The sequence below is a fragment of the Micromonospora sp. II genome, from assembly GCF_001709195.1.
Classification (GTDB): Bacteria; Actinomycetota; Actinomycetes; order Mycobacteriales; family Micromonosporaceae; genus Micromonospora; species Micromonospora chalcea.
Genome location: NZ_LYXF01000057.1, coordinates 385999 through 410958 on the forward strand (window position 1 = coordinate 385999; position 24960 = coordinate 410958).

Sequence of the window (24960 nt, forward strand, 5' to 3'; positions counted from 1 at the left end):
TGATCGGTGGTGAAGGGCTGGTGAAGCCCGCACGGAAGGGGCGACCGGGACTCGGTCGACCTCGGTCGACCGATCTGTCGATCTTGCTTCAACCGTCCTGCGGCGTTCAGGTGTTCGCCTTCGGAGCGCTCTTGCCACGGGACCGGCGGTTGTCGTCGGGTCGGGCCGAGAATCGGTCGACGAGGTCGTCGATCGCGCTGGTGTCCTGCGCCGGAACCGCCTCCGCCGCGGCCTGACGGATCGCCGTCGCCTCGCCCACGACCGGCTTCGGCGGCCGGGTCTTGAGGGTGAACGCCGGCGTCTGCCGCCCGCCGACGACCAGGCGGCCGACGGCGGTGTAGGCGTCCAGGTGCGTCAGGTCGTGCTCGTCGAGCTCGGGCAGCGTGTGCCGGGCGAGCACACGGGCGTCCTCCGGCGCGACGGAGAAGTACAGCTTGTTACGGGCGTTCGCCGACGCCGCTGCCAGGAGGTCCTTCGGGAACTGGGCCAGGTCCTGGTGCGCGAGGACCATCGACAGCCGGTACTTCCGCGCTTCCGCCAACATCGAGTCGAGACTGTTGGCGAGGGTCAGGAAGTTCTGACACTCGTCGATGATCAGCGTGGCGTCCCGGCGTCTGTCGGCGGGCACGCTGGCGCGGGCGGTGGCGGCCTGCCACACCTGGGCCAGCACGAGGGAGCCAAGGAGCTTGCTGGTGTCCTCGCCGAGCTGGCCTTTCGGGATCCTGACGAGGAGGGCACCGCCGTCGAGGACCTTGCCCATGTCGAAGCTGGAGCGGGGGTAGCGCATGGTGCGCTTGACGAAGTCGCGCAGCAGGAACGCCCGCAACCTCGCGAGGACGGGACCGATGACCTGGGAGCGCAGGGCCGGGTTGAGCTGGTCGTACCACTGCCAGAACCCGGACAGGCCGGCCGGGTCATCCAGGCCGACGGTCATCGCGCTTCTGAACTGCGTGGAGTTGAGCAGGGGCGGGATGTGCTGGAGGGTGACGTTGGCGTGCCGCAGCAGGGTCAGGCAGGCCACCCGCATGACGTCGTCCATCCGCGGCCCCCACGCCTTGGCGAAGATGTTCCCGAAGATCGACACGAGGTTGTCGACGACCAGGTCCGGGTCGTCGCCGGACAGCGGGTTGAGGGTGGGCGGGTTGGGCTGGTCGGGGTCGAACAGCACCACCCGCCCGGCAACGCTGGCGGGGAGCCGGTCGAGGATGTCCAGGACCATGTCGCCGTGCGGGTCGATGACCACGGTGCCCCGGCCGGCTTTGATGTCCTCGACGGCCATGTTGACCAGCAGGGTGGTCTTTCCGGAGCCCGTCGAGCCGACCACATGCAGGTGATACCTCGCATCCGCCACCGACAGGGCCACCGCGTGGCCACCGACTTCGGCGTCACCCAGAACCTTCGTGCCTCGGCCACCGGTCGGCACCGCCACCGGGGCGGGCATCGACTTCGCCCGCGCCCGATCCAGCCCCGGCACGGCCAGATCCCGCGGCAGCGCCGCGAGGACGGCCAGCTCGGGGGTGGAGGCCAGGAACCCTGATCCGAGCCGCCGGGCGGCCAGCACAGCCACCGGTCGCGCCATCCGCGCCCGGTGCGCGAGACGGTTGCGGCCGGCGTACACGGCGAACGACGAGGCGACCGCGTCCGCGATGCCCCGCAACCTGGCCTCCGGCCGGGAGCCGCCGCGGTGATTGTTCTTGGCGATGGCGTAGCGGATGCCGATGCTCCACAGCGGATGGGCGGTCTTGTCGAGGATCGCCCGCACGTCCCGCTCCACCCCGGGATCCCGGCGGCCGGCCAGCTGGCCGCCGCTGCGGGCGGTGGTGGGGCGGCCAGGAAGAAACGCCTCGATCAGCCACAGCAGCGGCGCGGCGGGATCGATGCCCGGTACGGCCGTCTTGCCCTCGCGGAGCCGGCCGGCGGCGCGGCGGGCGCGTGCGGCCCGGCGGGGGGTGGCGGGGCGGGCGAGGATCTGCACGCAGGCGTACTCGTCCGATTTGAGCTGCGAGCCGGCGGACATCAGCGCTCGTAATGGGTCGTTGTCGTGGTCGGTGTTGATCGGTAGCCACTCGGCGGCCGTCGGCAGGAGGTGCCCGCCGACGGCCGCCGGTACGTCCAGTGGGATCGGCGGTGACGCCTGGTCGTCGGTGGTGCAGGCGGCGCCGGGCCAGGCGGCCCGCACGGCGGCCTCGACCGCCCCGGCCGGCACGCTGCCGGGCACCCAGATGCTGATGAGCAGTTGCCGGCCGGTCCAGGTGTACTGCCACACCACGTGCGGGCTGCCGTATAGCAGCCGCCGTCGGCGCGACGGGGTGAGCGTGCCGTGCAGGTTCGCCCACAGCGCGGCGACGCTGTGCGGGTCGACCTCCGGTGGTGGGGCGACGGTGACGAGGCGGGCCCGGTCGGCGTGGCGGCGGTGCCGCCACCCGTCGAGCAGGGTGCGCCCGGCGACGTAGACGACGAGCAGGGCGGCGGCGACACCGAGCAGCCACGGCCGGTCCACCGCCCAATCGGCGGCGTGCAGAACCCAGCGCGTGGGCGCGCTCGGCGGGGCACTGACTCCGGCGCCCGGCCCGGAAGGACTGGGCGCCGGCGCTGGCGATGCGACAAGGGACGGTGTCACAGGTCCTCCTCCGTGTCGTCGGGGTCGAGGTCGGCGAGGTCGGACGGTGTGGTGGTCGCGAGAAGGTGTTCGGCCTGCGAGGAGATCGACTCGAACGCGGTCCGGTTCGTGCCGGAGATCAGCAGACCGTGCCCGACCCGGGCCGACAGCAGCATCCGCCGCTCGCCCGCGGTCAGTCCGAACGCGTCGGCGACCTGGTCGATGGCCTGCGGGGCCTGCTTGAGCAGCACCTGCGTGGCCGCGTTCGACACGACGGCGTGGCCGAGGTCGGTGCCGAGCACGTCGGCGACGTCCTGGGTGATGACCGACAGGCCGGCGTTGCGCTTGCGGCCGGCCTTGCTCATCTTGAACAGGAACCGGGCGCCCTCACCGTCGCGCATCAGCAGCCACGCCTCATCCACCACAACCAGCTGCCGGCCCTGCGGGCGGGATCCTTCGTGGAACCGCCGCCGATATTGAGGTGGGAGGTCGACCTGCCGCCAGATCTCGTCCAGCGCGAGCAGGGTGCCGACGGTGCGCAGTTCGTCCGGCAGGTGCCGCAGGCTCCAGACCACGAGGTGCCCGTCCGGGCGGGTCGTGGTCGGTGAGTCGAACAGGTCGGAGAACGAGCCGGCCACCCACGGCGCCAGCCGGGCGGCCAACTCGTGGGCGGCCGGGTTGTCGTCGGCCCGCAGTGTCGCGGCCAGATCCTTCAACAGGGGAGCGGGCCGATGGTGGGTGGCCGGGTCAGCGGTGATGCCCGCCTGCCGGTACACCTGCAGGATCGCCCGGTCCAGGGCGGCGCGCTCGGGAGGCGGCGGCACCTGCCCCAGCAGCACCGCGATGAGGGTGTGGAGGAACAGGCCGCGGCGGGTGAGCACGTCCGGGCGGCCGTCTCCGGCCGGCAGATCCAGGGGGTTGATCTTCACGCCGGGTGCGCCGAGCCGCACGATGGTGCCGCCGACCGCGTCGGCGAGGCGGAGGTATTCGTCCTCGGGGTCGACGACGGCGACCTGCACCCCCTGGTAGAGCTGGCGGAGGATGTCGAGTTTGACGAAGTAGGACTTGCCGGCGCCGGATCGGGCCAGGATCACGCTGTTGTGGTTCTCGCAGCTCCAGCGGTCCCACCAGACGATGCCCTGGGAGTCCGGGTTGACCCCGTACAGCACCCCGCCGGTGGTGGCGGGGTCGCCGGGCAGCGGCGCGGGCAGGTCCGCCGACGCGAGGGGGAACGCGGCCGCCAGGGCTTGGGTGTCCATGGTGCGGCGCATCTGCAGCGAATCGGTGGCGAGGGGCAGGGTGGTGGTCCAGCCGGGCAGGTGCCGCCACGTCGCGGGCTGCACCTCGATCAGGGTGGACGCGGCGGCGGCTTTCACCTGGGCGCACGCGTCGAGGAGTTCGGCTTCGGTGCGGGCGTGCACGGTTAGGTACAGGCCGACGCGGAACAGCTTCGCCGCCCCGCGGGCGAGGCGTTCGGCGAGGTCGGCGGCGTCGTCGGCGGCGGCCTCCACGTACGGGTCGGCCAACTTCCCTTTCTCGGCATCGGCCCGCCGGGACGATTCGAAGCGGGCGCGCTGGTTGCGCAGCCGGGACGCCGCCACCGGGGCGGGGATCGGGTCGATGTGCAACGCGAGGTCGAGGCGGCCCGGCCAGGACAGCAGCGGCTCCAGCCACGCCGGCCCGACCTCGGCCGGATACCCGGTCACCACCAGCGTGGCGGCGTAGCCGTCTCCGACTCGCAGGAACCGGGGCGTGACCTCCACCGAAGCCGGTGCCACCGTCGCCGCCAGTCCTGCGGACGGCGGGCTGGCGCTGGGGTTGTCGTCGTGCGGGGCGCGTCGGCGCCTGACGAAGATCACGATGTCCTCCTGGTGCGTGGCCTCCTGACTGGAGGTCCGGTGATGGTGGTGTGGGGGGCGGCGAGTCCGCCGGGGCGGGGCGGCCGGTACGGGTCGGCGGCGGCGGCCAGGGCGGCGGTCGTCGCGTGGCCGTCGAGGGCGCGGGTGGTGACGCCCAGCCCGGACAGCGACCGGACCGTCTGGTCGGCGCGGCGCCGGGCCGCGTGCTCGCCCCGTTCGCCGCGGGTGGTGCGGGTGACGATGAGGACCTGCCGGCGCAACGGATCCCGCCGCTGCGCGAGGTCGTCGAGGAACCGGGCGTGGTCGGCCGCCGCGTCCGCGAGAGCCGGGTGCGGCAGGGCGTCCGCCGCCTGGGCGACGGTGTGGGCGGCGGAGTGCAGGTCGACCGGCTGCGCCGACACCACGATCTGCGTCGGCGTGGACAGGCTGTTGAGCCACCGGCCGAACGTGTCGACCAGGGCAGCTTGCTCGTCGGCGGTGCGCAACGCGAGGTTGACGCTGGTCGCCGCGACCATCGCCGCCTTCACACCGCCGAGGCTGATCTCCCCGCGGTCGTCGATGGCGTCGGCAGGCAACCTCAGCGGGGCCGGCAGCGGCACCGTCGACGTCGGGGCCTGTACCCAGTCGGGTGTCTCTGCGGTGGTGTCGGTGGTGGACAACGCGCGCGGCGCCCGCCAGTGGCGTACCGCGCAGGCCAGCCACACGTCCATGGGCAGTCCGTCGCGGCGGCCGACAGCGAGACCGAACACCAGGCCGCCGAGCACGACGCCCGCGCCGAGCAGCACCGGCGCGGGCACGACGGCGTGCAGGGCCTTCCCGCCGCCATAGAAGACGACGGCGGCCACCGCCACGATCGCGAGTTGCCGGAATGTCAGCCCGTAGAGCACCTTGTCCGGCGCGTCTACATCGGCGGGCATGCGGGCGGTGACGGGCTGTTCGTCGCGGTGGTCGCGGTTCATCGGYGCACCGCCCCAAGGCCGGGGATGCGCAGCCCGCGGGTGAGCTGCTGCACCACGACGACCCGCACGACCGCGCCGAGCGGATTGCCGCCGTGCCCGCCTGCGCCGCTGGTGGCGTAGCGGCGCATCAACCCCGGCACCTTGACCGTGGTCCACAGCAGGACCATCACGACGAACAGGTTGAGCGTCCCGCCCGGTTCGACCGGCAGGCCCAGCAGCGGCAGCATGCTGCTGGTGTCCAGCAGCATCCACTGGCCGGCGAACAGCACGAACGCCTGCACCACCGGGATGGCCAGCATGGCGACGTACGACCGCCACCACAGGCGGGCCACACCCTCGGTTTGCGGCAGGGCGTGGCAGGCCAGCGCGATCGGCGCGACCGCGGTGAGCACCAGCGCGACCGCGAAGCGGACGATCACACTGCAAGCGGTGGCGGCGAGCAGGACAACGATGATCGCCAGGCAGACGACGAACAGCAGACCGGCGCTCTGGTCCCGCGCGGCCATCAGGTGGGTCTTGACAGCGTCGAGGGCCCCGTCACCGTTGAAGTCCTGCGCGGTCAGCGCGACGGTGAACGCGTTCGCGACCTCGATCAGCGTGCCCGCGATCAGCTGCGAGAAGTGGGCGGTGACGAACCCGACCACGCACCGCGGCAGGAGATCCTTCGCGGTGTAGCGGGCACGTTCGTCACCGCCGGCGACCACGGTGAGAACACCAGCGGTGACGAACGCCAGGACGAAGACGGTGTCGACGACCCAGACCGACCGTCCGGTCAGGGCCTGCACCTGCGGCAGCGCGGTGACGTCCGGGGTGATCAGCAGCGCGCGGGTGATCGCGGTGATGAGCCCGTTCAGGCAATCCAGCAGCAGACCGGCGAACCAGTCGAGGATCTGGTTGAGCGCCCAGGCCATCGTCAGCCTCCGACGATTCCCTGAACGACCCTCAGCAGGACGGGCGCGAGCACGGCCAGGCCGTAGCCGATCAGCGCGTTCTTCAACGCGCCCTTGGCCTTGTCGACCTGGACGGGGTCGCCACCGGCGGTGGCCCAGTACACCCCGGCCAAGACCAGGAACAGGGTGGCGACGGCGGCCAGGATGCCCATCACCCAGGCCTGCAGGTTGGCGATGACGGTGGGCAGGTCGTTGACGGCCAGGACGACCGGCTCACCGGCGTCGCCGTAGGCGACGGCGGGCACGGCCAGCATCCCGAGGGCAGCCGCAGCGGGCGCGGCGACCCGGGCGACGCGGCGAAGCGTGGACAGCGCGATAGTCAGAGCACGAGACCGTGCCCACAACGTGGGGAACATGGGTGGCTGCACCTCCCGCACCGGCTCACGGCCGGCGCGAATAGTCGAAACGGCGGTCGGGGAGCCGCCGCCGGGCGCGGGAGACACATGCCGGACAGGGGAGCGCGGTGAACCTCGGGAGGAGCTCGTCCTCCCATTCGGGTCAGCGGTCATCGATGAGGTGTCAGCGCATCAACGTGGCGCGGCACCCGAGGCACCCGGTCCCGTATCAGCCCTATGTCCCGGCCCGACGGCGGGCGAAACCAAACCTCCGCATGACGCCGTGGTGACGCCGGAGGAGTTCCGCACCCTCAAACCGGCGTTTGTGAGCCCTGGCGAACACCTGCCTGTCCCACAGCGCTCCAACACCACCTCACAAACCTCTAACGACCCTGGCCAGCACACCCTTCCGACGACCATGCCGCTGGTGACGGAACCGCCTCTCAGCGTCGGCGCCGGAACCTCACAGCCACCTCCTCGACATCCCCTGAGCGCCGCTGTGAGAGTCCCGACATCCCGCCCCGCAGCGGTTCACGGCGGTTCGCCGCCGTACCCGGGGGTGGGAACCGGCGGCCGCTGCGGCACGGCAGGCTCGCCGCACACGGTCGCGGACCCGACCAGATGGCCGGGCCCGCGTCGGGGCGCTCAACGGGGACGGCACCTCAGGCGGCTGCCAGCCTTACCCGCGCCGCAGCCGGTCGCGGACCGGCGCCGCGGGCGGCCCGAATGTGCTGCCGTCGCTCGGCCGCCGCGGCGAGGTCCTCCTGCACCCGCGATGAGATCACCTCGGTGAGAAGCCCGGCGACGAGCGCTTCGGCGATGCGCACGTCGATGCGCTCGACGCGCCGCCGCAGCGTGTCGACCTCCACGCCGAGCCGGGCGGCGATGGGTTCGATGGCCCGCCGGCCCAGCCGCAGGTCGATGTAGGGCTGCTCATCGCACTCATCGACGATGCCCACCTCGACGGCGCGGCGCACGAGGAGGTCCGGATGCCCGTAGGGCCGCTTCGGAGTACGCGGGCCGGTGACGTGATCGAGGTCGTCCACCGGCACGGCCTCGGCGCCAGCACGCTGCCGCAGTTCATGGCCGGCCCGCCACGCGGCCATGCACAACGCCGCGTACGGCGCCGGGCGGGCCAGGTCAACCCGGTCGCGCAGCGCGGTCAGGAAACCGGTGAGGATCTCGGCGTCCAGGTCGTAGGCGTCGCCGGCCCAGCCGGTATGCAGCCGGCCGGCATAGCGGCGCAGCGCCGGCATCGCCAGGGCGACCGCGGCGATGACCCAGGCCGGCCCATCGAGGCGGGCGCGCAAGATCAGCTCACGCCACACCACGTCCCGCACCCTGTAGGCGCGGGGATGCTCCAGCAGCCACTGCCGCAACGCCGGCAGCGCGATGACACCCCTGGGCAGACCGGTGTCATCACCGAGCTGCCCGACAAGCGAATCGAGGTCCAGGGACAACGGGTCGGGGTCGCAGGTCAGGTCGGCGAAGGCGGTGTCCACGGCGTCCAGAGGCGAGTCGGGCCAGCCGGTGGCGGAGGAGGTCATGTCAGGAACTCCCATGTCAGAGACGAATGTCGGGACGGGCCGGAGCAGCAGCCGGCACGCCTGACCGCCATTGCGCCACCTCGGCCTCACGGCCCCCTGACAACGCAGGCTGGCCGACATGGACACCGGGTCGACGCCATCAGTCGCCTCTCGCGACACCACCGCTCACTGACGATCGACGTCGACGTGCACGTTCTGATACGCCACGCTGACCTTCGCGCTGACACGACCAGAGACGGACGGACACGCTCCGCAGCCGCGGCCGGGGGAGAGGACGCGCCACCGCGGCGCGGGTCCGACGACGCCTCCCAGCCCGTCTCACAGCGCTGGACAGCGAACAGTGACAGACCGCGATCGGCTGGACGCCCCGCCTGTCGGCGTCCACGGGGCGTGGGGTGCGCCGGCATGCCCCGGCTGACAGCGTCCGTCCGCCGGGCCGTGACGGTCTGACGAGCCGCCGTCCGAATGACAGATCCCGGAGCCGGTGCCCCCGGTGACGCCGCTGCTGTCCGGCGAAGCGGACAGCGGTCTGACAATGCCGGCCAGCACCCCGTGTCATTGGCGTACGCCGCTGGTGTGGCCGAGGTGGCCGTGACACTGGGCGGCTGACAAAACTGGAACGATCGACGGCTCTGGCAGCCTCCCGATAGTGATCCGACCCATGGAGCCGGCGCCCGCGTGAACATCCCGGAGCCCCAGGACAGCCAAGCGGACGGGAACCGGCTGTCAAAGATTCGTGAGATCACCGTGAGAGGGGCAGGTGTTCGCCACAGCTGACAAACACCGGTTTGAGGGTGTCAGCGCACCACGGCGCGGCGCGGAGCCGACACCACATGAGCGAGCACACGCCGCAGCACCACAACCCGCATCCCGACCCCACCGCCGACACCGGCCCGCTGGCCGAGGTCGACCCCACCGCGATCGACCTGGTTGCCGGCGACCCGCCGGTACCGCTCACCGTCTGGCGCACCGCCCGTATCCCGGGCGACGCCGGACGCAGCATCGGCGCCCGACTGGCCGGCCGCCTCATCGCCGCCTACAGCCGCCCCGGCGAGGCGGTCGTCGACGTTACCGGCGACCACGCCCTCACCCAGGCCTGCGCGGCCGGAGCGCGCCGTCACCACCCGGCGTGGTTCACCGACGCGTGCAGCCTGATCATCGGCCCGGCCACCGCGGCCCCGCCCGCCGGCACCACCGGCGGCGGCGCGGAACCGGGGGAGGAGGACGACCTGCCCGAGATGGGCGCCTGGTTCGGTGACGATCTCACCGACCCGCAGCTGCACCCGCCGACCGGCACGGCGGCCGACCCACCACCCGGCGGCTCCCTGCAGCAGGCGACCAGTCTCGTGGTCGCCTGCTGGCCCCTGCACGAGCACGCCGCCGCCAACCGGGTCCGGCTGGCGTGGCTGCTGACCGCCTGCGCCGCCCTGCTGCAACCGGGCGGCTGCCTGATCCTCGTCGTCACCGTCCCGACCGGCACCACCGCCAGCCCGGAAGACTTCTCCGGCATGGTCCAGGCCGCCGCCAGCGTCGGACTGGGCTACCTGCAGCACCTCGTCGCCGTCACCGCCGACACCGACGGCGACGCCTTCGTCTACCACGTCACCGACGAGGAACTACTCACCCTCACCACCACCGACCAGCGGTGGCAGATGGCGCACCTGCGCATCCACGCGGACCTGATGGTCTTCAGCCGATCCCAGAGCCGCGCCCCGCGTGGACGAGGCGGGCGCGAGGGCGGTGGTCGCCGTGGCTAAGCACCACGCAGACACCGCCGGCGACCCCAACGAGCAGAGCACACCGACCGCCGCCACCATCGACCCGATCGGAGGCCATCGGGCTGCTGCTAGCGCTGAGGGCCTGACGGTGTGGGCGACGGCCCAGGCCACCGGACCGGTCCAGCGCCGAGGCCGGTACGTGCGCGAGTCCGTGCAACACCCGGCGCGGATGCTCCCCGCGATCGCCGCGCACGCCGTCACCGCCTACACCCAACCGGGGGACCTGGTGCTCGACCCGATGTGCGGGATCGGCACCACCCTCGTCGAGGCCATCCACGCCGGCCGCGACGCGATCGGCGTGGAGTACGAGTCCCGCTGGTCCGACATCGCCGACGCCAACATCAAACACGCCCACACCCAGGGCGCGACCGGCCGGGCCGGCGTCATCCGCGGCGACGCCACCAGCATCCTCTCGCTCGTACCCGCGGCCCTGACCGGGCAGATCGCCCTCGTCGTAACCTCGCCGCCGTACGGACCGACCGTGCACGGCCTCGTCCGGCCCGGCACCGACGGCGTGGCCAAGTTCGACAACGCCTACAACGACGGCACCGACCGCGGAAACCTCGCCTACCGCGACCTCACCGGCCTCGCCGACGGGTTCGCCCAGATCCTCACCGGCTGCCACACCCTCCTGCGCCCCGGCGGGGTCGTCGTCGTGACCGCCCGCCCGTGGCGCAAGCACGGCGAACTCGTCGACCTCCCCTCGGCCGTCATCGGCGCCGGAATCCGCGCCGGCCTCACCCCCGTCGACCGGTGCGTGGCACTGCTCGCCGCCATCCGCGACGGCGGGCTCGTCGCCCGGCCGTCGTTCTTCCAACTCCAGGCCGTCCGCAAGGCCCGGGCGGCCGGCACCCCCATGCACCTGATCGCACACGAGGACGTCCTCGTGTTCAGCAAGAGCCAGACCGACTCGCGTTCAGAGAGCCTGAAGGACACCCTCGGGGGAGGGATGGTCGCGTGAGTAGGCCTACCCACCGCCACCCGAGTCGCGCGGCGGGACTGTACAGCTGCTGCCGTCTGCTGTTGGCCGCGCGCGGTGAGCCCTCGCAGTTCGACGCGGCGGAGGTGCGTGATTGACCACCGACCCGCACCGCGCATCGGATCCCTGTGCACCGGATACGGCGGCCTCGACATGGCCGTCGAGCTGGTGCTCGGCGGCCAGCTCACCTGGTACGCCGAAACCGACCGGCATGCCGCCACCGTCTGCGCCCACCACTGGCCCGACGTGCCCAACCTCGGGGACATCCGCACCATCGACTGGACCGACGTGCCACCCGTCGACATCCTCACCGCAGGCTTCCCCTGCCAAGACATCTCCAACGCCGGCAAACGCGCCGGCATCACCGGTGTCCACAGCAACCTGTGGACAAGCGTCGCTCACGCTGTTCGCGCTCTTCGACCGCCCGTCGTCTTTGTGGAAAACGTCGCCGCCCTCCGCACACGCGGACTCGACGTCGTCCACGCCGACCTGGCCGCGCTCGGGTACGACACGAGCTGGCTATGCCTACGCGCATCCGACATCGGCGCCCCGCATCGACGGGACCGGCTGTTCCTGCTCGCCACCACCGGAGAGGGGAGAAGAGATACGAACGCTGCCGACGCCCTGTGCCCGTGACGGCAAAGGACCCGGGCACCAGCGCGGTCTGCCCGACGTCGTCGCCTCGAGCGGCATCCGCCACCAGCTGTTGCCGACCCCACCCGCGAGCGACACCGGCACCCCCGGCCGCCGCGCAGGTGACGGTTTCCGACCGCCGCTGTCACAGGTGCTCCTCCCCACGCCGCGCGTGACGGACAGGCAGAAGGATTGCCCCGGACAATGTGGCTCCCACGAGGACGTCCCCCTGCCGTCTCTGGTGCCTGGCCTATCGAAGCCCCGAACCTCCTACACGGGAAGCGCCGGCCACCATGGCGACGAGGACCCCGACCTACGCACCGCCCCCGCCCAGCTCAGCAGCGACGCGCTCGGAAGACCCGACGAGACCACGTGGCAGATCTACGCCCCGGCGATCGCACGCTGGGAGCTTCTGATCGGCCGTCCCGTTCCCGCGCCCGCCCAGCCCGGCCAGCACGGTAAGCCCGTGCTCGCACCGCCGTTCGTGGAATGGCTCATGGGCCTACCCGCCAACTGGGTCACCGACCCCACCCTCGATCTCCCACGCACCGGCGCGTTGCGCGTCCTTGGCAACGGCGTCGTCCCCGCCCAAGCGGCGACCGCCCTGCGCCTTCTGCTGTGCCGCCACCACTGACCACCCGCGGGCTCTTCGCAAGCCGACCAGGCATCCGCCCGCGAAGAGCCCGCCCCACCCGCGCCTGCGAGGAGCTCACCGTGCGCGACAACCCGCACCGCCCCCGACGGCGCCCACCGCCGTCACCCACACCCGTCCGCGCGACGGGGCACCACGACGAGCAGGAACCGCGCCTCTACACACCAGCCGAAGCCGCAGCGCTGCTGCGCATCCCGGAATCCTGGCTACGCCGCCGCGCCGGGCGCCGCCTAATCCCCTGCACCTTCCTCGGCAAACACCTGCGCTTCTCCGCCGCTGACCTCGCCGCCCTCATCGCCGCCTCCGCCGAACCGGCCACCGGCCGGCGCACCCACCGGCGCCGCCACCCGCCAGCGCCGACTTGACCCAACCCGCGAAGTCACGCGTCCATCACCGACGCACCGCACCCGCACCGAATGGAGTAACCCATGGCCTGGGTGGAACAACGCGGCATGAAGTTCCGCGTCCGCCTCCGCATGACCGACGGCACCGTCACCACCGACTCGACCCATGACCGGCGCGCCGACGCCGTCATCCGCGCCAAAGAAATCGACGTCGAAGTCGCCCGCGACACCTTCATCGACCCCCGCGGCGGACGGATCCCCCTCGCCGAATGGGTGCCCATCTGGGAGTCCACCCACCAGGCGTCCCCCGCGACCTGGGCCGCCTACCGCAGCCACCTACGACTGCACATCCTGCCCACCCTCGGCCCCCTGCCCCTGGTCGACATCCGCCGCCAACACATCAAGACCCTCGCCGTCGCCCTCGGCAAACGCCTCGCACCCCGATCCGTCGCCGACGTGATCATGGTCCTGTCGATGGTTCTGCAAGAAGCCGTCGAAGACCGCCGGATCCCCTTCAACCCCTGCCGAGGAATCCGCATCCCCAAAGGCATCCGCGCCGAACGACCCCACGCCACCGCCGAACAAGTCGCCGCCATCGTCGCCCGCCAAACCCGCCCATCCGACGGCCTCATGATCCTCACCGCCGCCTACACCGGCATGCGCTGGGGCGAACTCGCCGGCCTGCACCGAGACAACCTCGACCTCACCCTCGGCAGCATCTACGTCCACCCCGACACCGGCGCCCTGCACGAAGTCGAAGGCAAGCTGTACCTCGGCCCACCCAAAACCAACGACTCCGTCCGCCGCATCCGACTACCCCGCTTCCTCACCAACCTCCTCGCCACCCACCTCGCCGAACACCCTCACCACACCGTCTTCCCCGGCGCCCGCGGCTACCACCAACGCCGCTCCAACTTCAACCGCCGCGCCTGGACTCCCGCCCTCACCGGCGACCCCCAGCGAGACATCCCGCCGATCCTGCCCGGCATGCACTTCCACGACCTACGCCACACCCACAAGACCTGGCTCATCGAAGACGGCATCCCCGAGATCGCCCAGGCCCGACGGCTCGGCCACCGCCTCGCCGGAGTCCGAGGCATCTACAGCCACGTCACCGAACCCATGATCACCAACCTTGTTGACGCGCTGCAGCGACGCTGGGAGACAACCCAACCCGACCGCCCCAACAGCACGCTGCGGCATCTGCGACCGGTCGCTTGATCAGGCTGCTGAGGTGCGCATAGGTGCCCAGCCGATAGGGGCCACGCCATCTCGCCCCAGCACTGGACGTGGGCGAGCACTGGTTGAGCGGGGGTGTTGTGCCGCGCATTCGCGGACACTAGCACCGCTGCGGAGAGCACCTGAGACTCCGCCGTCAAGCCTGGTTCGCGCAGCTCAGCGCCGACGGCTGGACCCTCCTCGAGCCGTACGTGTTCGACAAGCGGCGCCACAAGCCCGGCGATGTGGCCGCCTCCGTCGGCACGTTCCGACCGACCCGCACCAGCTGACCGGCCACACCCACGGTCACCTACCCGACAACGGGCAGGGCGGCAGCCGCATCCCAACCATCATCGACACGACACGTCACGTGGGGAGACAGTCTTGACCAACCCGTACCAGGCGCAGCAGCCGCACGACGTCTACGGCCAGCCGCCCGTCCAGCACCAGCCGGCCGAGTGGCCGCCGACCGCCGCTGGGATTGCGCCGTCAGCACCGCCGGCCGCGCCCAGCCGCAAGCCGCTGATCGTCGCCGTCGCTGCGGCCCTCGCTGCGCTCTTGCTCGCCGTCGGCGGCTACGGCCTGTACGACCGGTTCATCCGCGAGGACACCGGCGTCGCCGCCTGCAAGGCCATGCGCGAGGGGAAGAAGGCCGACGGCAGCGCTAAGGGCGGCGGCGATGACAAGCTCACCGAAGCCGAGTACCGACAGGCGCGCAGGGTGTTCGAGGACTCCCGCCACGACGACATCCGCGAGCACGGCACCGCGCTGATGGACCTCGCCTGGCAGATGTCGCAGATCCCGAATGGGCAGGAGATGGGCGCGCTGGCGTTCATGGGCCCAATGACGATGCACATGTCGGGTCTGCAGACAGCGTGCGCGAACCAGGGCGTCATCGTCACCCTGAACACCGAGTAACCGCACAAGAGCGAAGTTGTCATCCAGGCGGGTAAGGGCTTCGTCGTCCACCAGGATCTTCTCGCCGTTGCCGTCGTCGCCCTGGTCGTTGATCAATACATCGCCGCAGTCAAGGGCAACTTCGTGGCCCACCAGTCTGCGGTCCGCGACCAGCACGCTGCCTCCCTTACCGTTGCCCTCTGCATGAAGATTTCCGCACACACCACACTCAAATGACGGGGTATCCCGCAACGTCGCTACCGGTAGGAGCACCGAAGGGATCGGTGCGAACGCCGACACCACGGTCGGACGAGGGCTCCTGTCCGCTTGCGAGCCTCGCGCAGTTCGGCCGGATTCGCTGCCGGCCGACCGGTCCCAGGCAAACCATCTCAGATGTCAGCTACCGGGTGCACCAGCCCTTTGCGGATGGTGCGCAGCCCGCCGAGTAACGCCTGGCGGCACGGAGCTGCCCGGTCGCGCCGCGCAGCTCCGTACCCGCACGCGGGCGGCAGCGCGCCGAAGCCGCCGCCCTCCTAACCGGCGTGTCGTGGCTGACAGGATCAACGCCCTGTCCACCGGAGCACAGCAGCGCCGGGCCTTCTCGGGATGTCACACGACGGATGGAGACCCTGGTGATGCCCCCGGGTGGCATATGCTGCGCCAGCGCGACGGGGAGGGTGAATTGCGACGGTGGGTGGTGCGGGTGGCGGTGGCTGCCCTGGCCGGGGCGGTGGTGGCGATGGTGGGGTGCGGGGCACCTGCCGGGCTGGACGGCGACCTGACCGACGACTGGCCGCTCGCCGCGGCGGCCGTGCAGTTCACCCCGAAGGTGGGCGACTGCCACGTGATTGCCGAACCGTCGAGTTACCTGACCAGCTACCAGCCGGTCGACTGCTCGCGGCAGCACCTGCTGGAGACCTTTCACCTGGGCACGTTCACCGGCGCGGTAGCCGAGCGGGAAACCCCGCCGCTGGTGGGTTCGGCGGTGCTGCGACCGGCGTTCGCCGAATGCGACGCGAAGGCGACCGCGTTCGTCGGTGGCGACTGGCGGGGCGCTCGCCTGACGGTGCAGGTCGCGCCCCCGTCCCCGGGCGGGTGGCAGGGTGGCAGTCGCTGGTTCCGGTGCGACATCTTCGAGCTGGACACGGCCGATGGCGGCTCCGAGCAACGGCATCCGGACGACCACCCGGTGCAGCACACCGGCAGCCTGCGGGATGCGCTAAAGGGCCCGTCACCGCTGGCCTTCGGGTGCCTGAACGAGGACCGGTACGGCGCTTTCGAGCAGACCGACTGCGCTCGGCCGCACACGTTCGAGTACGTCGGCTCGTGGACGGCGCCTGGCACCTCGTACGCGGATGCGGGCCGCGACGAGGACGGCGTGCACGCGAAGTGCCGGATCCTCGTGGCCCGGTACGCGAAGGTCCCGGTCGACGGCGTGCTGCGCTACCGGACGGGCACCTCGTACCTGGTGCCGTCCGCGGAGGCGTGGGCGCGCGGTGACCGGGGGATCCGCTGCTTCTACTGGTCGGGGGGTACGAAGGTGACCCGTTCGATCAAGGGCGGTGGCACAAAGGCGCTACCGGTCCGTTGAACGCGGCGCACCGACGGAGGCAGAGGCGGGCGGGAAAACCGGGTGAGCCAGGCCGGTGCGCCCGCCCACCGTCGACCGGTGCTCATGGCGCCCACACCAGCGCCGGCCTGCGCGAGGTGGACGTGCTCGCCCGCCTAGTACTCCAGCCGTACCTGATGGAGTCGGAGTCTTCGCTGGTAGTGGGTTGTTTTGGCGCGGTACTGGTGTCGTCGTCGCCATCGTGACCATCGATCGATGTGGTCGAAGGGTCGGATGGTGGTGATCAGGTGTGCCAGGAGACGTCGGACCTCGCCGAGGGTGAGGGGAATGAGGCCGTCATCGGATTCGGCGCCCCCTTTTTTTGGCCTGCGCGGCGGTGACGGCGAGGTAGGCGTGGGCGCACAGAACGGCCTTTCTGTTGTTCCTTATCGGCGATCCCGTGGACTCGCCGCGCCTGTACGGGGCGAAGTTCTGCACGGGCGACATGGACCTGGGCATCGGGTTCGACGCCCAGGCCATCTTCGGAGCGGGCCGGGGCGACACGCTTCGGTGGCTCCTGGAGAACGGATACACCGACGAGCGCGCGCGTCTGTCTGAGTGGTTGTCGCAGTCGGAAGACCCGAAGATCGAATACTGGGCGCGGCACGTGCGCGCCTACTTCTACTCACCGGACGGGGTGCTGCTCCTGGATCCGCTCTAGACACGCCCTGGCCAGCAGGGTCCGTGCGTGCACGGATCTGTCGCCTGTCGTGGTGGCTACGCCCGACCGAACCTCTTGATCAGGCGCACCTATGGGCACGGGTTCGGGTTCGGCTGAATTGGTCGAGCTGGTCAGGAGGGTGGGCCAATGAACGCGGGGTCCTCGAAGCCCAGGTCGCGCATCTTCTCGGCGGAGAAGACCACCATGATTTCGTCGCCGGGGATGAAGACGCCCTGCGGGTCGGGCAGCTGCGGGATGGCAGCGACGAACCAGATCGAACCTGCGGCGAAATCCAGGCGCAACGCGACAGGCACGTCGACCGAATGCGCCGGCGCGGCGATGCTGCCGTTCGCCCGCCGGCTCGGCCCGATCTGGAACTGCTCCCAGTGGCAGGCCGTGCTGTGCACCCTTGACCCGAGAAGTGGAGCCCAGCGACTCTGGCCCTCGACATCCGGGCCGACGCGGGCCGGACCGGATTCGCCGAGGACGAGGTGATGTCCGATCGGCTCGTGGAAGACCTCGACGCCATAGGGGTAGAACGTGTCGGTCCAGGTCACGGTCACGGCGCCGAGGTCGGTGCCGAGTTGTACGCCCATGACGGCGTGATGCCAGTCGCCATAGTCCCACGGCGCGCGTTCCGGGCCGAAGTTGTGCACGTCCCAGTAGTCGACCGACGTCAGGCGCCGCCCCCGCAGGTCGCGCAACGCGCCCTCGAAACGGCCGCGCAGACCATCGGCCCCGCGCACCTTTCCCACCGGCCGATCATCGCTGGTCATACCTGTAAGCGCATCGTCTTTAGTTCGATCCTCTATCGCTACGCCGGCCGCTCATGCTGCGAAGCGCTCGTCACCCAAGTGCCATCGGCGCCGTTCGTCGGCGTCCGGATGTGCCGATGTGCGGAAGTAGACAGGACCTGCCGTCTATAGCCGGTTCAGCGCCAGTGCACGCCTGGCTTGGCCTGTGGATGGGAGGAGCCGTCCAAATGATGTTGTGAGGGTGCTTGCCAACCGCCTCGGTGATGATCTTAGGTCTCATCGTGGCGATGGCGGCGGGCAATAGTTGGCGCTGGTGGCTGACTGCGGGCGGCGTAGCGCTTGTGGTACTGCCGCTCGGGCAGGGTGCGCCCATGGTCGCTGTAGTGGCGGCGATCTGCGGGCCGATCGTGGTCGGCGCTTGGGCGTGGGGCACCCGTAGCGGCGGTGCCGTCGGCGTGGCTGTCGGCGTCGTCTTCATCGCCGGGCTGGCCGCCGTGTTCGCTGTCTCGCAGTGGCCTGGCAGCCTAGTAGCGGCACCATGGCTTGACTGGTTCGCGGTGTGGTTGCTGGTCGGCGTCGGGTGCCTGGCCGCGTTGGTCATCGATCGGCGCCTGCACGCCGTTTCCACCTCTCACCTCGACGGGCGGAGCCGGACGGCGGGCGAAGTTCAGTGGGTTGCCGCGATGGCGACGTTGGTAACGGTGGTGGCGCTGTGCGGCTGCGGTCTCGGCGTCGTCGTCTTCGACGGCGACGGCAGGCTGCGGTTTCCTACCCGCGAAGATGAGGTCCTCCCACTGCCGGCGTCGCTGCGCCTGGTGTCGGCCGACAGGTGCGCCGATGGTGGCAGCAGCGGCAACTGCACAGCCGAGTTCGTGGTGACGGCCGCCGATGGTGCCGACAGGACAACGACCGTGGCTCGGCTCGTCGAACACCTCCGCAGCCGCGGTTGGCTGCTCCAGGCCGAAAATGGCGTCTGTCGCGGCTCACGGGAGACGGGCGGGATCCTGAACTGGACAGCGCACAAGATGTGGCTGGACGCCGACGTCGAGCCGGCATCGGCGCTGCGACCGGCGCAACCGTCGGACGCGGTCGTCATCTACATCGACAACCTATGACACGGTTGCCTCGCCTCGCCTCGACCAGCACGCACGCTTCTGCCGCCGGACCGCGCGCCGCGCAGCGTCACGATCGCTTGGGTCAGGTGCCTGTACGGTCTCGCCGGTTATGGGTCAGAGCGATCGCCGATTGCGCTACGGATCGGCGGTCTGCCGGCTGATCGACAAGATCCTCGGCAGGACGTAACAGAACTCGCCGCCACCCCACGAGTCCACTAGCTGGGTTTAGATTCCTCCACCGCTCTGACGCACTCACATGCCGCTGATAAGCCGCGGCATGTCTGAGCTTGTCGGGTCGACAAGCGCGCCGTGGGAGCGGATCGGGAGCAGCTGAGGCCTAACGGTTGCTGAGCGGGCGTTGGCGTCACTAGGGCGGCTTGAGCATGCGGCCACGGAGTCTGACGAACGACGTGCAGGACGGTCCGGCACAGCCTGGAGGCATCAACCCGGTCGCGGGCCCGTGATCGGGGGAGCGGGTTGGGAGCAACAGGGTGCCCTGAACGGCGCTGAACCGCACCGAACAGCATCGGACGGCACGTAACTGCACCCACCCCTGCCTGGGGCTTCTCGTTTTCGCAGGTCAAAGTCCGTGCGGCGTCCTGCTTCACACAACTGCACTCAACGGCAGTGAACAGCAGTCAACGGCACTCTATGTCGCCTGGTAGGGGAGTATTCGCAGCTCAAGGCGGTAAGGGCCTTGTGAGTGTTCCTGCCTTGCAGGTGGGTGCAGATTGGGTGCAGCGTGGCGAAGTGGTCATCGTGTCCGAAGTGCTCACTGGCTTTGGGTGGAGAGGGGGCCGTGACCTGCGACGGTGCTGGCGAGCGAGTGGCAGTGAACTCCCAGAGAACACCGAAGTGGTCAGGGTTCGCTGCTCCCCGCCTGGCTGGTGCCGGCTGCCGTCGGGGACTCGCTGGCGCCGGTCAAGAGGGTACTGTCGTATCGACGCATGGCTCTGGCTTCCGCCCGTGCTGGCGTCGATGCGGTTCCGAGGGCTGAGACTCGAATCCCAGCAGCAGCGCGCTGACCAGCGCTTCCTGCTCGGTGACCTCTCCGGCGTGCCTGAAGTTGTCAGCCTCGCCCTGCCCGACTGCTGATGTACGGGACAGTGTTAGGCGCTGTGTCTTTGAACGATCGAAGGGAGGCGCGAGTTGCCTTCATGCCTTTGAATTTGGCACGAGGAAATGGGGACCGACGAATCCGACATGGATCCGGCCGGTGGCTCCGTCGGTGTCATCGTAGAAGTAGATGCGTGGGGCTAGGGCGCCACCTCCCTCGCTGACCTTCAGGTGCGCCTCCATAAAGACTCGCGGTCCGAGCCCGACCTGCGGGTCGACCTCGAAAATCCGCGACTCAGCATGTCTGCCGTTACGCAATGTTTCCGACTCCCGCATTGCGAGTCGCTTGCTGCTGGCAGGCCAACTGAAGGCTTCTCCACGCTCGCACCAGGACCAGAAGTTCCCGCCCGCGCCAGCCTGCTTCGCTTGTGCGTAAGCGGCGAGGGCCTGTAGGCCACGCCAGGCCGAGTTGCCGAGAGCGAATGCGTTCGGGCTGGTGTCGATGCCTTGTAGTTCTCGGGCTGCGCTTGGCGCGATCGTTAGCCAAGCGCTCAGGTATGTCCGTGCCGCGGCAACCGCCTCGGATACGTCCTGCACGGTCTCCGGCCGACTGGCGTCGCCGACGTCTTCCTGAGCCTGCGAGGTGCCCCAATAAAGGTCGACGAGGCCCTGTGCCTCCAGTGCCCGTCTAAGCCGCTCGAGGTGGCCGTTCGCCCTGGCTAGCTCCCTCTGGACATCGGCGAGCTCATCATGGGCGAGGTCGACCTCGAACTGGAGCTCCTCGCGGACCTGCTCCACTAGCGTCTGGTCGACTGAGTTCCGGTCGTTCCCGGTAAAGACCCGCAACTCGGCGGGGACCCGGCGCCGAGTCGACAGCTGGGCCACCGCATACACGATTCGGTCAGCAGCTGCCGCTCCGCTAGCTCCAGCAAGTGCAGATGATGGGACATACCGGTGTCGCCAACCGTCGGCCTCCGTTTCGAGCGGTGCGGGCACGTACGTCCGCACCGCGCCGTTCCAGACTGCCAGTGGGCCAAGCTTTGCCTTGAACGATGCGGTTGCGGTCTCGTCAAGCACGATGACCGTCGCGATGCCGCGTGTACGTTGCGCGATCCGCCGTGCACGCTCTTGCCATAGGGGGTCGGTGCCGCTGGCGGGAGCGGACACCACGATGAACGGCAGAGTCCGATCGGCCGAGCGCAGCAAGTCGACGAGAAGGGCGATCTCAGTGGCGGTGATGCCCACGACGTCAGCGACGATGTTGTTCACGCCGAGAGCTGGCCTGCCGGGCAGGGCAAGTAGGTCGTTGACCAGACGGGGACCACCGACGACGACCCGTTGCGTGGGGTCGTCCGTCTCCATGTCGACATCGATCCAGACGTGAACGGCCGTGTCGGTGGCGAGGGCACGCATCGTGACTGACCAGACGGCCGAAAGACGTTCGTCTCGCGAACATGCCTCTACGCCATACCCGCTGTCATTGTCGAGAAGTCGTACTGTGACAACCTTGCCATCAGCGATGGTCTCGCCTTCACAAAGCGCTGTCGCTTCAGGATTATCAAGGGCCCATCGGCTGAAGTACTCCAGAGCCAGATCAATCACGGCATGCCGGTCGGGCTCGGTCGTGTCTTTCCAGACAGTGCGATACAGCAGGCTCATCGTCCGCTCCGACCATCCGAGGAGTAACTGTGGGCTGACTGGGCAGGTGTCGCTCATAATCGCGCGAAAGGAGAATACTGCGGCGCGCAAGGTCTCTGTAGGCGGGCTGCTCCGCTGAGGGCGTATGGCCGCCGATGCCTTCTCGCGGCCGGAACGGTGGTGTAGCGGCTTGCCGTGAATCGATCGATTGGGCGGGTTTCGCCCGAATGGCATGAGCTAGGACCAGATGCTTGTGGCTTCGACCTTGTTGACGAGCAAACCTGTTGTCGGCAGGCTGAGCCGATGTGGTGGCTGGTGATCGATCACAATGACACAGACCTCTTCGACGGCGAGGAGGTAAGCCTGGACTTGTTCATCCGCTACGGAACGATGAGCATCGGTCTTGACAACCGGGACCCCGTCGGTGAGGGCGACGAGCTGTGGGTCTTCGAGCGCACATTCCGCCGAGCCTCGGGCCTGGCCCGCGCCGCGTCCAGTCCATACCGGTCCGGCCGTCGTTGGTGGCTCGATGTGACGATGGACCTGAAGGCCACCAAGCAGTTGCGTAGAAGCCCCGTTCGGCCCAGCGAGCGGGTGTTCCGCTACGAGCCCTACCGGTACGGCGCCAAAGATCCCTGGATGGTACGTATGCACCTCAGCGATCTATCAATGATGCGTAACCACCTGCAGAGGCTCGCTCGCGTACCTGACATTTATCCCGGCTCACGACACCCAAGCGGGCCGTCGCCGTCGGCCCCTTTGGGACCACCGCCTTAAGTGCGCGACCCTCGGCGACCGCGCAGTCATCCTCACACCCGCGAACAGAGCCCAGTCGCGGCTACCCCATCAGGTGCCCGGCACGAAGTCTGCAGCTACAGCGGCCGAGTCAGAGGCCTCGCGCCAGCGACATCGTGTCAGTCGGTCGTCCTGCGCGAACCCGAAGCGTCTGTCTTGCAGTGTTCCGGACTTGGTCGCAGCCATGGCCGTGCATCAGTGCGGCGAGTCGAAGCCGCTGGTGAGTTTCTGCCCGAGGGTAGGAGGCGCTGCGGCCGCCGACGTGCGATTCTTCTTCCTGCTTCTCGCAGTTCTACCCGGAGGTGTCGTGCGAGTCGTCGGCGCTATCGTTGCTGATTACAAATCTGTCCGTATGGCTGAAGTGCCCCTGGGAGGTTTGACCGTCCTTCTCGGCCCCAACGGAGCGGGCAAGACCAACATCATCGAGGCGGTTGGTGCACATGACCCCGTAGCGCGTCACCTCCTTCGCCGCTCCGACAGCGATCTCGCACCTCGTGCACGCGTGGGCCTTGTCGTCAAGTTCGACATCGACTCCATGGGGCATGGTGCTGATGCCGAGCTGCTGAGGCAGATGATGATTTGGCCCTGGCAAGAGGGTCTCGATGCGGACGAAATCACCGACGGAATCGGTGCCTACTGTGGCAGTACGTGGTGGTTGTACGGAGGCGATCTGTACGACGTCGTTGATAGCGCCACGCTGAGTGACTGTTACGACGTCGTCCGGCGGTGCCTGAGCCAGGGGATACCAAAATCGGCGGCGCCGGACGTGCAGCGGCTGGTGGACCTCCTACTCATGAACCCAGTTCTGATCGTGCAGGAAGACTTCAAGGTCGAGCTGGCCTGTGACCGTAGTTCCGCAGCTGGTCAGGAGGCCATGGTGCTGGCGAGACGCATCAAGCCGCTTCTGTTCGAGGGAGCGCTTCGGGACATAGTCGGTGTCTTGACGGCGTGGACCGGCCGCTGGCCACCTCTGACCGGCTTCACCCGTGGGCCGTCGAGCGGATCACCCGCCATCCCCGCCGGCTTCGAATGGGTCACCAGCAGGCTGGGGGGCGTGCGAGTCGTCGACGGTGACGCGGTGGCCGTGGAACGGTACCTGGACCGGGCGCTCGAGACAGTTCACGATCGGTTGTTCCATCAGCCGGATTTTCGCGACGGATCGCCGGGCCACGACGAGTACTGCGACCGCTGCCTTCATTCCGATCATGCTGGCCGGGTCGATCCGTCGCTCTATGCTCCGGACGAAGCACATGTATCTGACGATCAGTTCGTGTATCCCGGGAGCTCCGACTGGCTAGAACAGAACAACGAGTGGCTTCGCGTACGACCGCAGCTGCGTTCTGCGCTGAGTGTTATCGAGCACGCAGCGAACGCTCGGCTGATTCCATTCGTCGCCGCTCAAGGGAAGATCCGGCTGGAAATGCGGCGTGTGCCAGAGTGGGACTCATCGGCGAGCCGATGCCAAGTGACATTCAAGCATCGCGTCGGCGAGGCTCGTCGCATCGAAGCCGATTGGAACGGGCCAGTCGGCGTCGTTGGCGCCGACTATCCCCAGCAGCATCTAGGCGAAGCCATACCCCTAGCGCACCTCGGAGCGGGGATACAAAGATGGGTCGCGACTGCCGTACGGCTGGCTGCGGACTCCTGCGCCGAGGGCGATAGTGATCTCACGCCGCGGATATTGCTCATCGACGAGCCGGAGCAGCACCTGCACCCGGCGGCGCAGGCGGAAGTGGCTGTCTGGTGTCTAGATCAGGCGCGGGCTCACCAAGCCGTCGTCGTCGCCACCCACTCACCCGTGTTCATTGCGCTTCCACCACATTCAGCGACCGTTTGCCAGGTCACGAGGATCGGCGCCACCACCCAAGTCCGGGCGCTTCCGCCCGTCCACGGGCCCGATGTCGCTTTCCGCGCCTGGGAGCTGGGTTTCGAGCTGGGACTCGGCCGCGATGCGCTTGCTCAGCTGACTCGCGCCATCGTCGTCGTTGAGGGGGACTGGGACCGCCGCCTCCTACACCACTTCTACGGATCCCAGCTTGCGAAGCAGCGTGTGTTGGTGGTGCCGTTGCAGGGCTCGAACGAGCTTGGCGGACTGGCGGATGCCGCCGTCATTCCAGCGTTGGGTCTGCCGGTCGTCGCCCTTCTCGACGAGGTGCGGGGCCGCTCTCGCGAGGAGCTGGAGTCCCTGACCCCGCCCCTCACCAAGGCCGAGCGCGCCCTTCTCGATCTCTCGACACACCTCGGCGACCGCCTACGGTTCGTTCGCTACGACGACCCAGACGTCATCTGTGCACTACCGGAGAACGCCGTCCGCCGCGCGTATCCCGGCGCCACCTTCCCCGGCTGGGACACACTGCTGCAGCGGTGGAAGGAGGAGCGAACGTCGACTGGCGCGTCCTCGCCGTTCAAGAGGTGGGCGCTCAAGGCCATGGCGCTGCCCAAGGCCAAGAGGTTTCCCACGGCCTTCTTCAGTGACGTGATCGAACACTGCCGACCGGAGGACGTTCCCCACGCCCGTTTCCAACGCGCAGCCGAGCAGCTCCTAGAGCTCGTGGAGCAAGGTCCGGACTGACATGATGGC

Annotated in this window: 20 protein-coding genes; 12 read left to right on the forward strand and 8 right to left on the reverse strand. The window is 69.3% G+C overall.

The genetic code is table 11. The features are described 5' to 3' along the window. Positions 1 to 106: 106 nt before the first annotated feature. The 6 genes from A8711_RS25035 to A8711_RS25060 all read right to left on the reverse strand — a co-directional run bounded on the left by A8711_RS25035 (position 107) and on the right by A8711_RS25060 (position 8249). Complete coding sequence (locus tag A8711_RS25035; RefSeq protein ID WP_069089483.1) at positions 107 to 2620, reverse strand: type IV secretory system conjugative DNA transfer family protein; 2514 nt, start codon at positions 2618 to 2620, stop codon at positions 107 to 109. Further along, entirely contained in the window at positions 2617 to 4458 is a 1842-nt protein-coding gene (locus A8711_RS25040; RefSeq protein ID WP_069089484.1) for a VirB4 family type IV secretion system protein, read from the reverse strand. Before A8711_RS25040 ends, A8711_RS25035 begins: the two co-directional genes overlap by 4 nt. Continuing rightward, the gene (locus A8711_RS25045) at positions 4455 to 5417 is read right to left on the reverse strand and encodes a PrgI family protein (protein WP_069089485.1); all 963 of its coding nucleotides are present in this window, start codon (positions 5415 to 5417) and stop codon (positions 4455 to 4457) included. Before A8711_RS25045 ends, A8711_RS25040 begins: the two co-directional genes overlap by 4 nt. Further along, the gene (locus tag A8711_RS25050) at positions 5414 to 6328 is read right to left on the reverse strand and encodes a conjugal transfer protein TrbL family protein (protein WP_069089486.1); all 915 of its coding nucleotides are present in this window, start codon (positions 6326 to 6328) and stop codon (positions 5414 to 5416) included. The genes A8711_RS25045 and A8711_RS25050 overlap by 4 nt, the downstream gene beginning before the upstream one ends. Positions 6329 to 6330: 2 nt before the next feature. Beyond that, complete coding sequence (locus tag A8711_RS25055; RefSeq protein ID WP_069089539.1) at positions 6331 to 6723, reverse strand: pilin; 393 nt, start codon at positions 6721 to 6723, stop codon at positions 6331 to 6333. 641 nt (positions 6724 to 7364) lie between these two features. Then, the gene (locus A8711_RS25060) at positions 7365 to 8249 is read right to left on the reverse strand and encodes a hypothetical protein (RefSeq protein ID WP_069089487.1); all 885 of its coding nucleotides are present in this window, start codon (positions 8247 to 8249) and stop codon (positions 7365 to 7367) included. 833 nt (positions 8250 to 9082) lie between these two features. Here A8711_RS25060 and A8711_RS25065 point away from each other — a divergent pair. From A8711_RS25065 to A8711_RS25100, 9 genes are all read left to right on the forward strand, one after another. After that, positions 9083 to 10006, forward strand: coding sequence for a hypothetical protein (locus A8711_RS25065; RefSeq protein ID WP_069089488.1), 924 nt, complete (start codon positions 9083 to 9085; stop codon positions 10004 to 10006). Further along, complete coding sequence (locus tag A8711_RS25070) at positions 9990 to 10988, forward strand: TRM11 family methyltransferase (protein ID WP_069089540.1); 999 nt, start codon at positions 9990 to 9992, stop codon at positions 10986 to 10988. The genes A8711_RS25065 and A8711_RS25070 overlap by 17 nt, the downstream gene beginning before the upstream one ends. 108 nt (positions 10989 to 11096) lie before the next feature. Continuing rightward, positions 11097 to 11642: a DNA cytosine methyltransferase gene (locus tag A8711_RS25075; RefSeq protein ID WP_069089489.1), complete on the forward strand. Its 546-nt coding sequence runs from the start codon at positions 11097 to 11099 to the stop codon at positions 11640 to 11642. Between the two features lie 463 nt (positions 11643 to 12105). Next, positions 12106 to 12273: a hypothetical protein gene (locus tag A8711_RS32970; protein WP_233607752.1), complete on the forward strand. Its 168-nt coding sequence runs from the start codon at positions 12106 to 12108 to the stop codon at positions 12271 to 12273. A gap of 80 nt (positions 12274 to 12353) precedes the next feature. Continuing rightward, on the forward strand, positions 12354 to 12656 hold the full coding sequence (locus A8711_RS31770; RefSeq protein WP_083297091.1) for a helix-turn-helix domain-containing protein: 303 nt from the start codon (positions 12354 to 12356) through the stop codon (positions 12654 to 12656). 63 nt (positions 12657 to 12719) lie between these two features. After that, positions 12720 to 13856 carry a site-specific integrase gene (locus tag A8711_RS25085; RefSeq protein ID WP_069089490.1) on the forward strand — a complete coding sequence of 379 codons (1137 nt, stop codon included), beginning with the start codon at positions 12720 to 12722 and terminating at the stop codon, positions 13854 to 13856. A 381-nt stretch (positions 13857 to 14237) separates the two neighbouring features. Beyond that, positions 14238 to 14771, forward strand: coding sequence for a hypothetical protein (locus A8711_RS25090; RefSeq protein ID WP_069089491.1), 534 nt, complete (start codon positions 14238 to 14240; stop codon positions 14769 to 14771). 661 nt (positions 14772 to 15432) lie between these two features. Then, the gene (locus A8711_RS25095; RefSeq protein WP_083297101.1) at positions 15433 to 16341 is read left to right on the forward strand and encodes a septum formation family protein; all 909 of its coding nucleotides are present in this window, start codon (positions 15433 to 15435) and stop codon (positions 16339 to 16341) included. A gap of 418 nt (positions 16342 to 16759) precedes the next feature. Next, positions 16760 to 17020, forward strand: a complete 261-nt coding sequence (locus A8711_RS25100; protein WP_233607860.1) for a hypothetical protein — start codon at positions 16760 to 16762, stop codon at positions 17018 to 17020. 131 nt (positions 17021 to 17151) lie between these two features. Here the strand turns inward: A8711_RS25100 and A8711_RS25105 are convergent, their stop codons facing one another. Beyond that, the gene (locus A8711_RS25105) at positions 17152 to 17796 is read right to left on the reverse strand and encodes a hypothetical protein (protein ID WP_069089493.1); all 645 of its coding nucleotides are present in this window, start codon (positions 17794 to 17796) and stop codon (positions 17152 to 17154) included. A gap of 260 nt (positions 17797 to 18056) precedes the next feature. Between A8711_RS25105 and A8711_RS25110 the strand changes: the two genes are divergently transcribed. After that, positions 18057 to 18890 carry a hypothetical protein gene (locus tag A8711_RS25110; protein WP_124778998.1) on the forward strand — a complete coding sequence of 278 codons (834 nt, stop codon included), beginning with the start codon at positions 18057 to 18059 and terminating at the stop codon, positions 18888 to 18890. Positions 18891 to 20045: 1155 nt separating this feature from the next. Here A8711_RS25110 and A8711_RS25115 read toward each other — a convergent pair. Then, entirely contained in the window at positions 20046 to 21605 is a 1560-nt protein-coding gene (locus A8711_RS25115) for a hypothetical protein (RefSeq protein ID WP_124778997.1), read from the reverse strand. Positions 21606 to 21887: 282 nt separating this feature from the next. Between A8711_RS25115 and A8711_RS25120 the strand changes: the two genes are divergently transcribed. Both A8711_RS25120 and A8711_RS25125 read left to right on the forward strand, forming a co-directional pair. Next, positions 21888 to 22361, forward strand: coding sequence for a hypothetical protein (locus A8711_RS25120; protein ID WP_069089495.1), 474 nt, complete (start codon positions 21888 to 21890; stop codon positions 22359 to 22361). Positions 22362 to 22563: 202 nt separating this feature from the next. Continuing rightward, positions 22564 to 24951, forward strand: a complete 2388-nt coding sequence (locus A8711_RS25125; protein WP_124778996.1) for an AAA family ATPase — start codon at positions 22564 to 22566, stop codon at positions 24949 to 24951. The last annotated feature ends 9 nt before the right edge of the window (positions 24952 to 24960 follow it).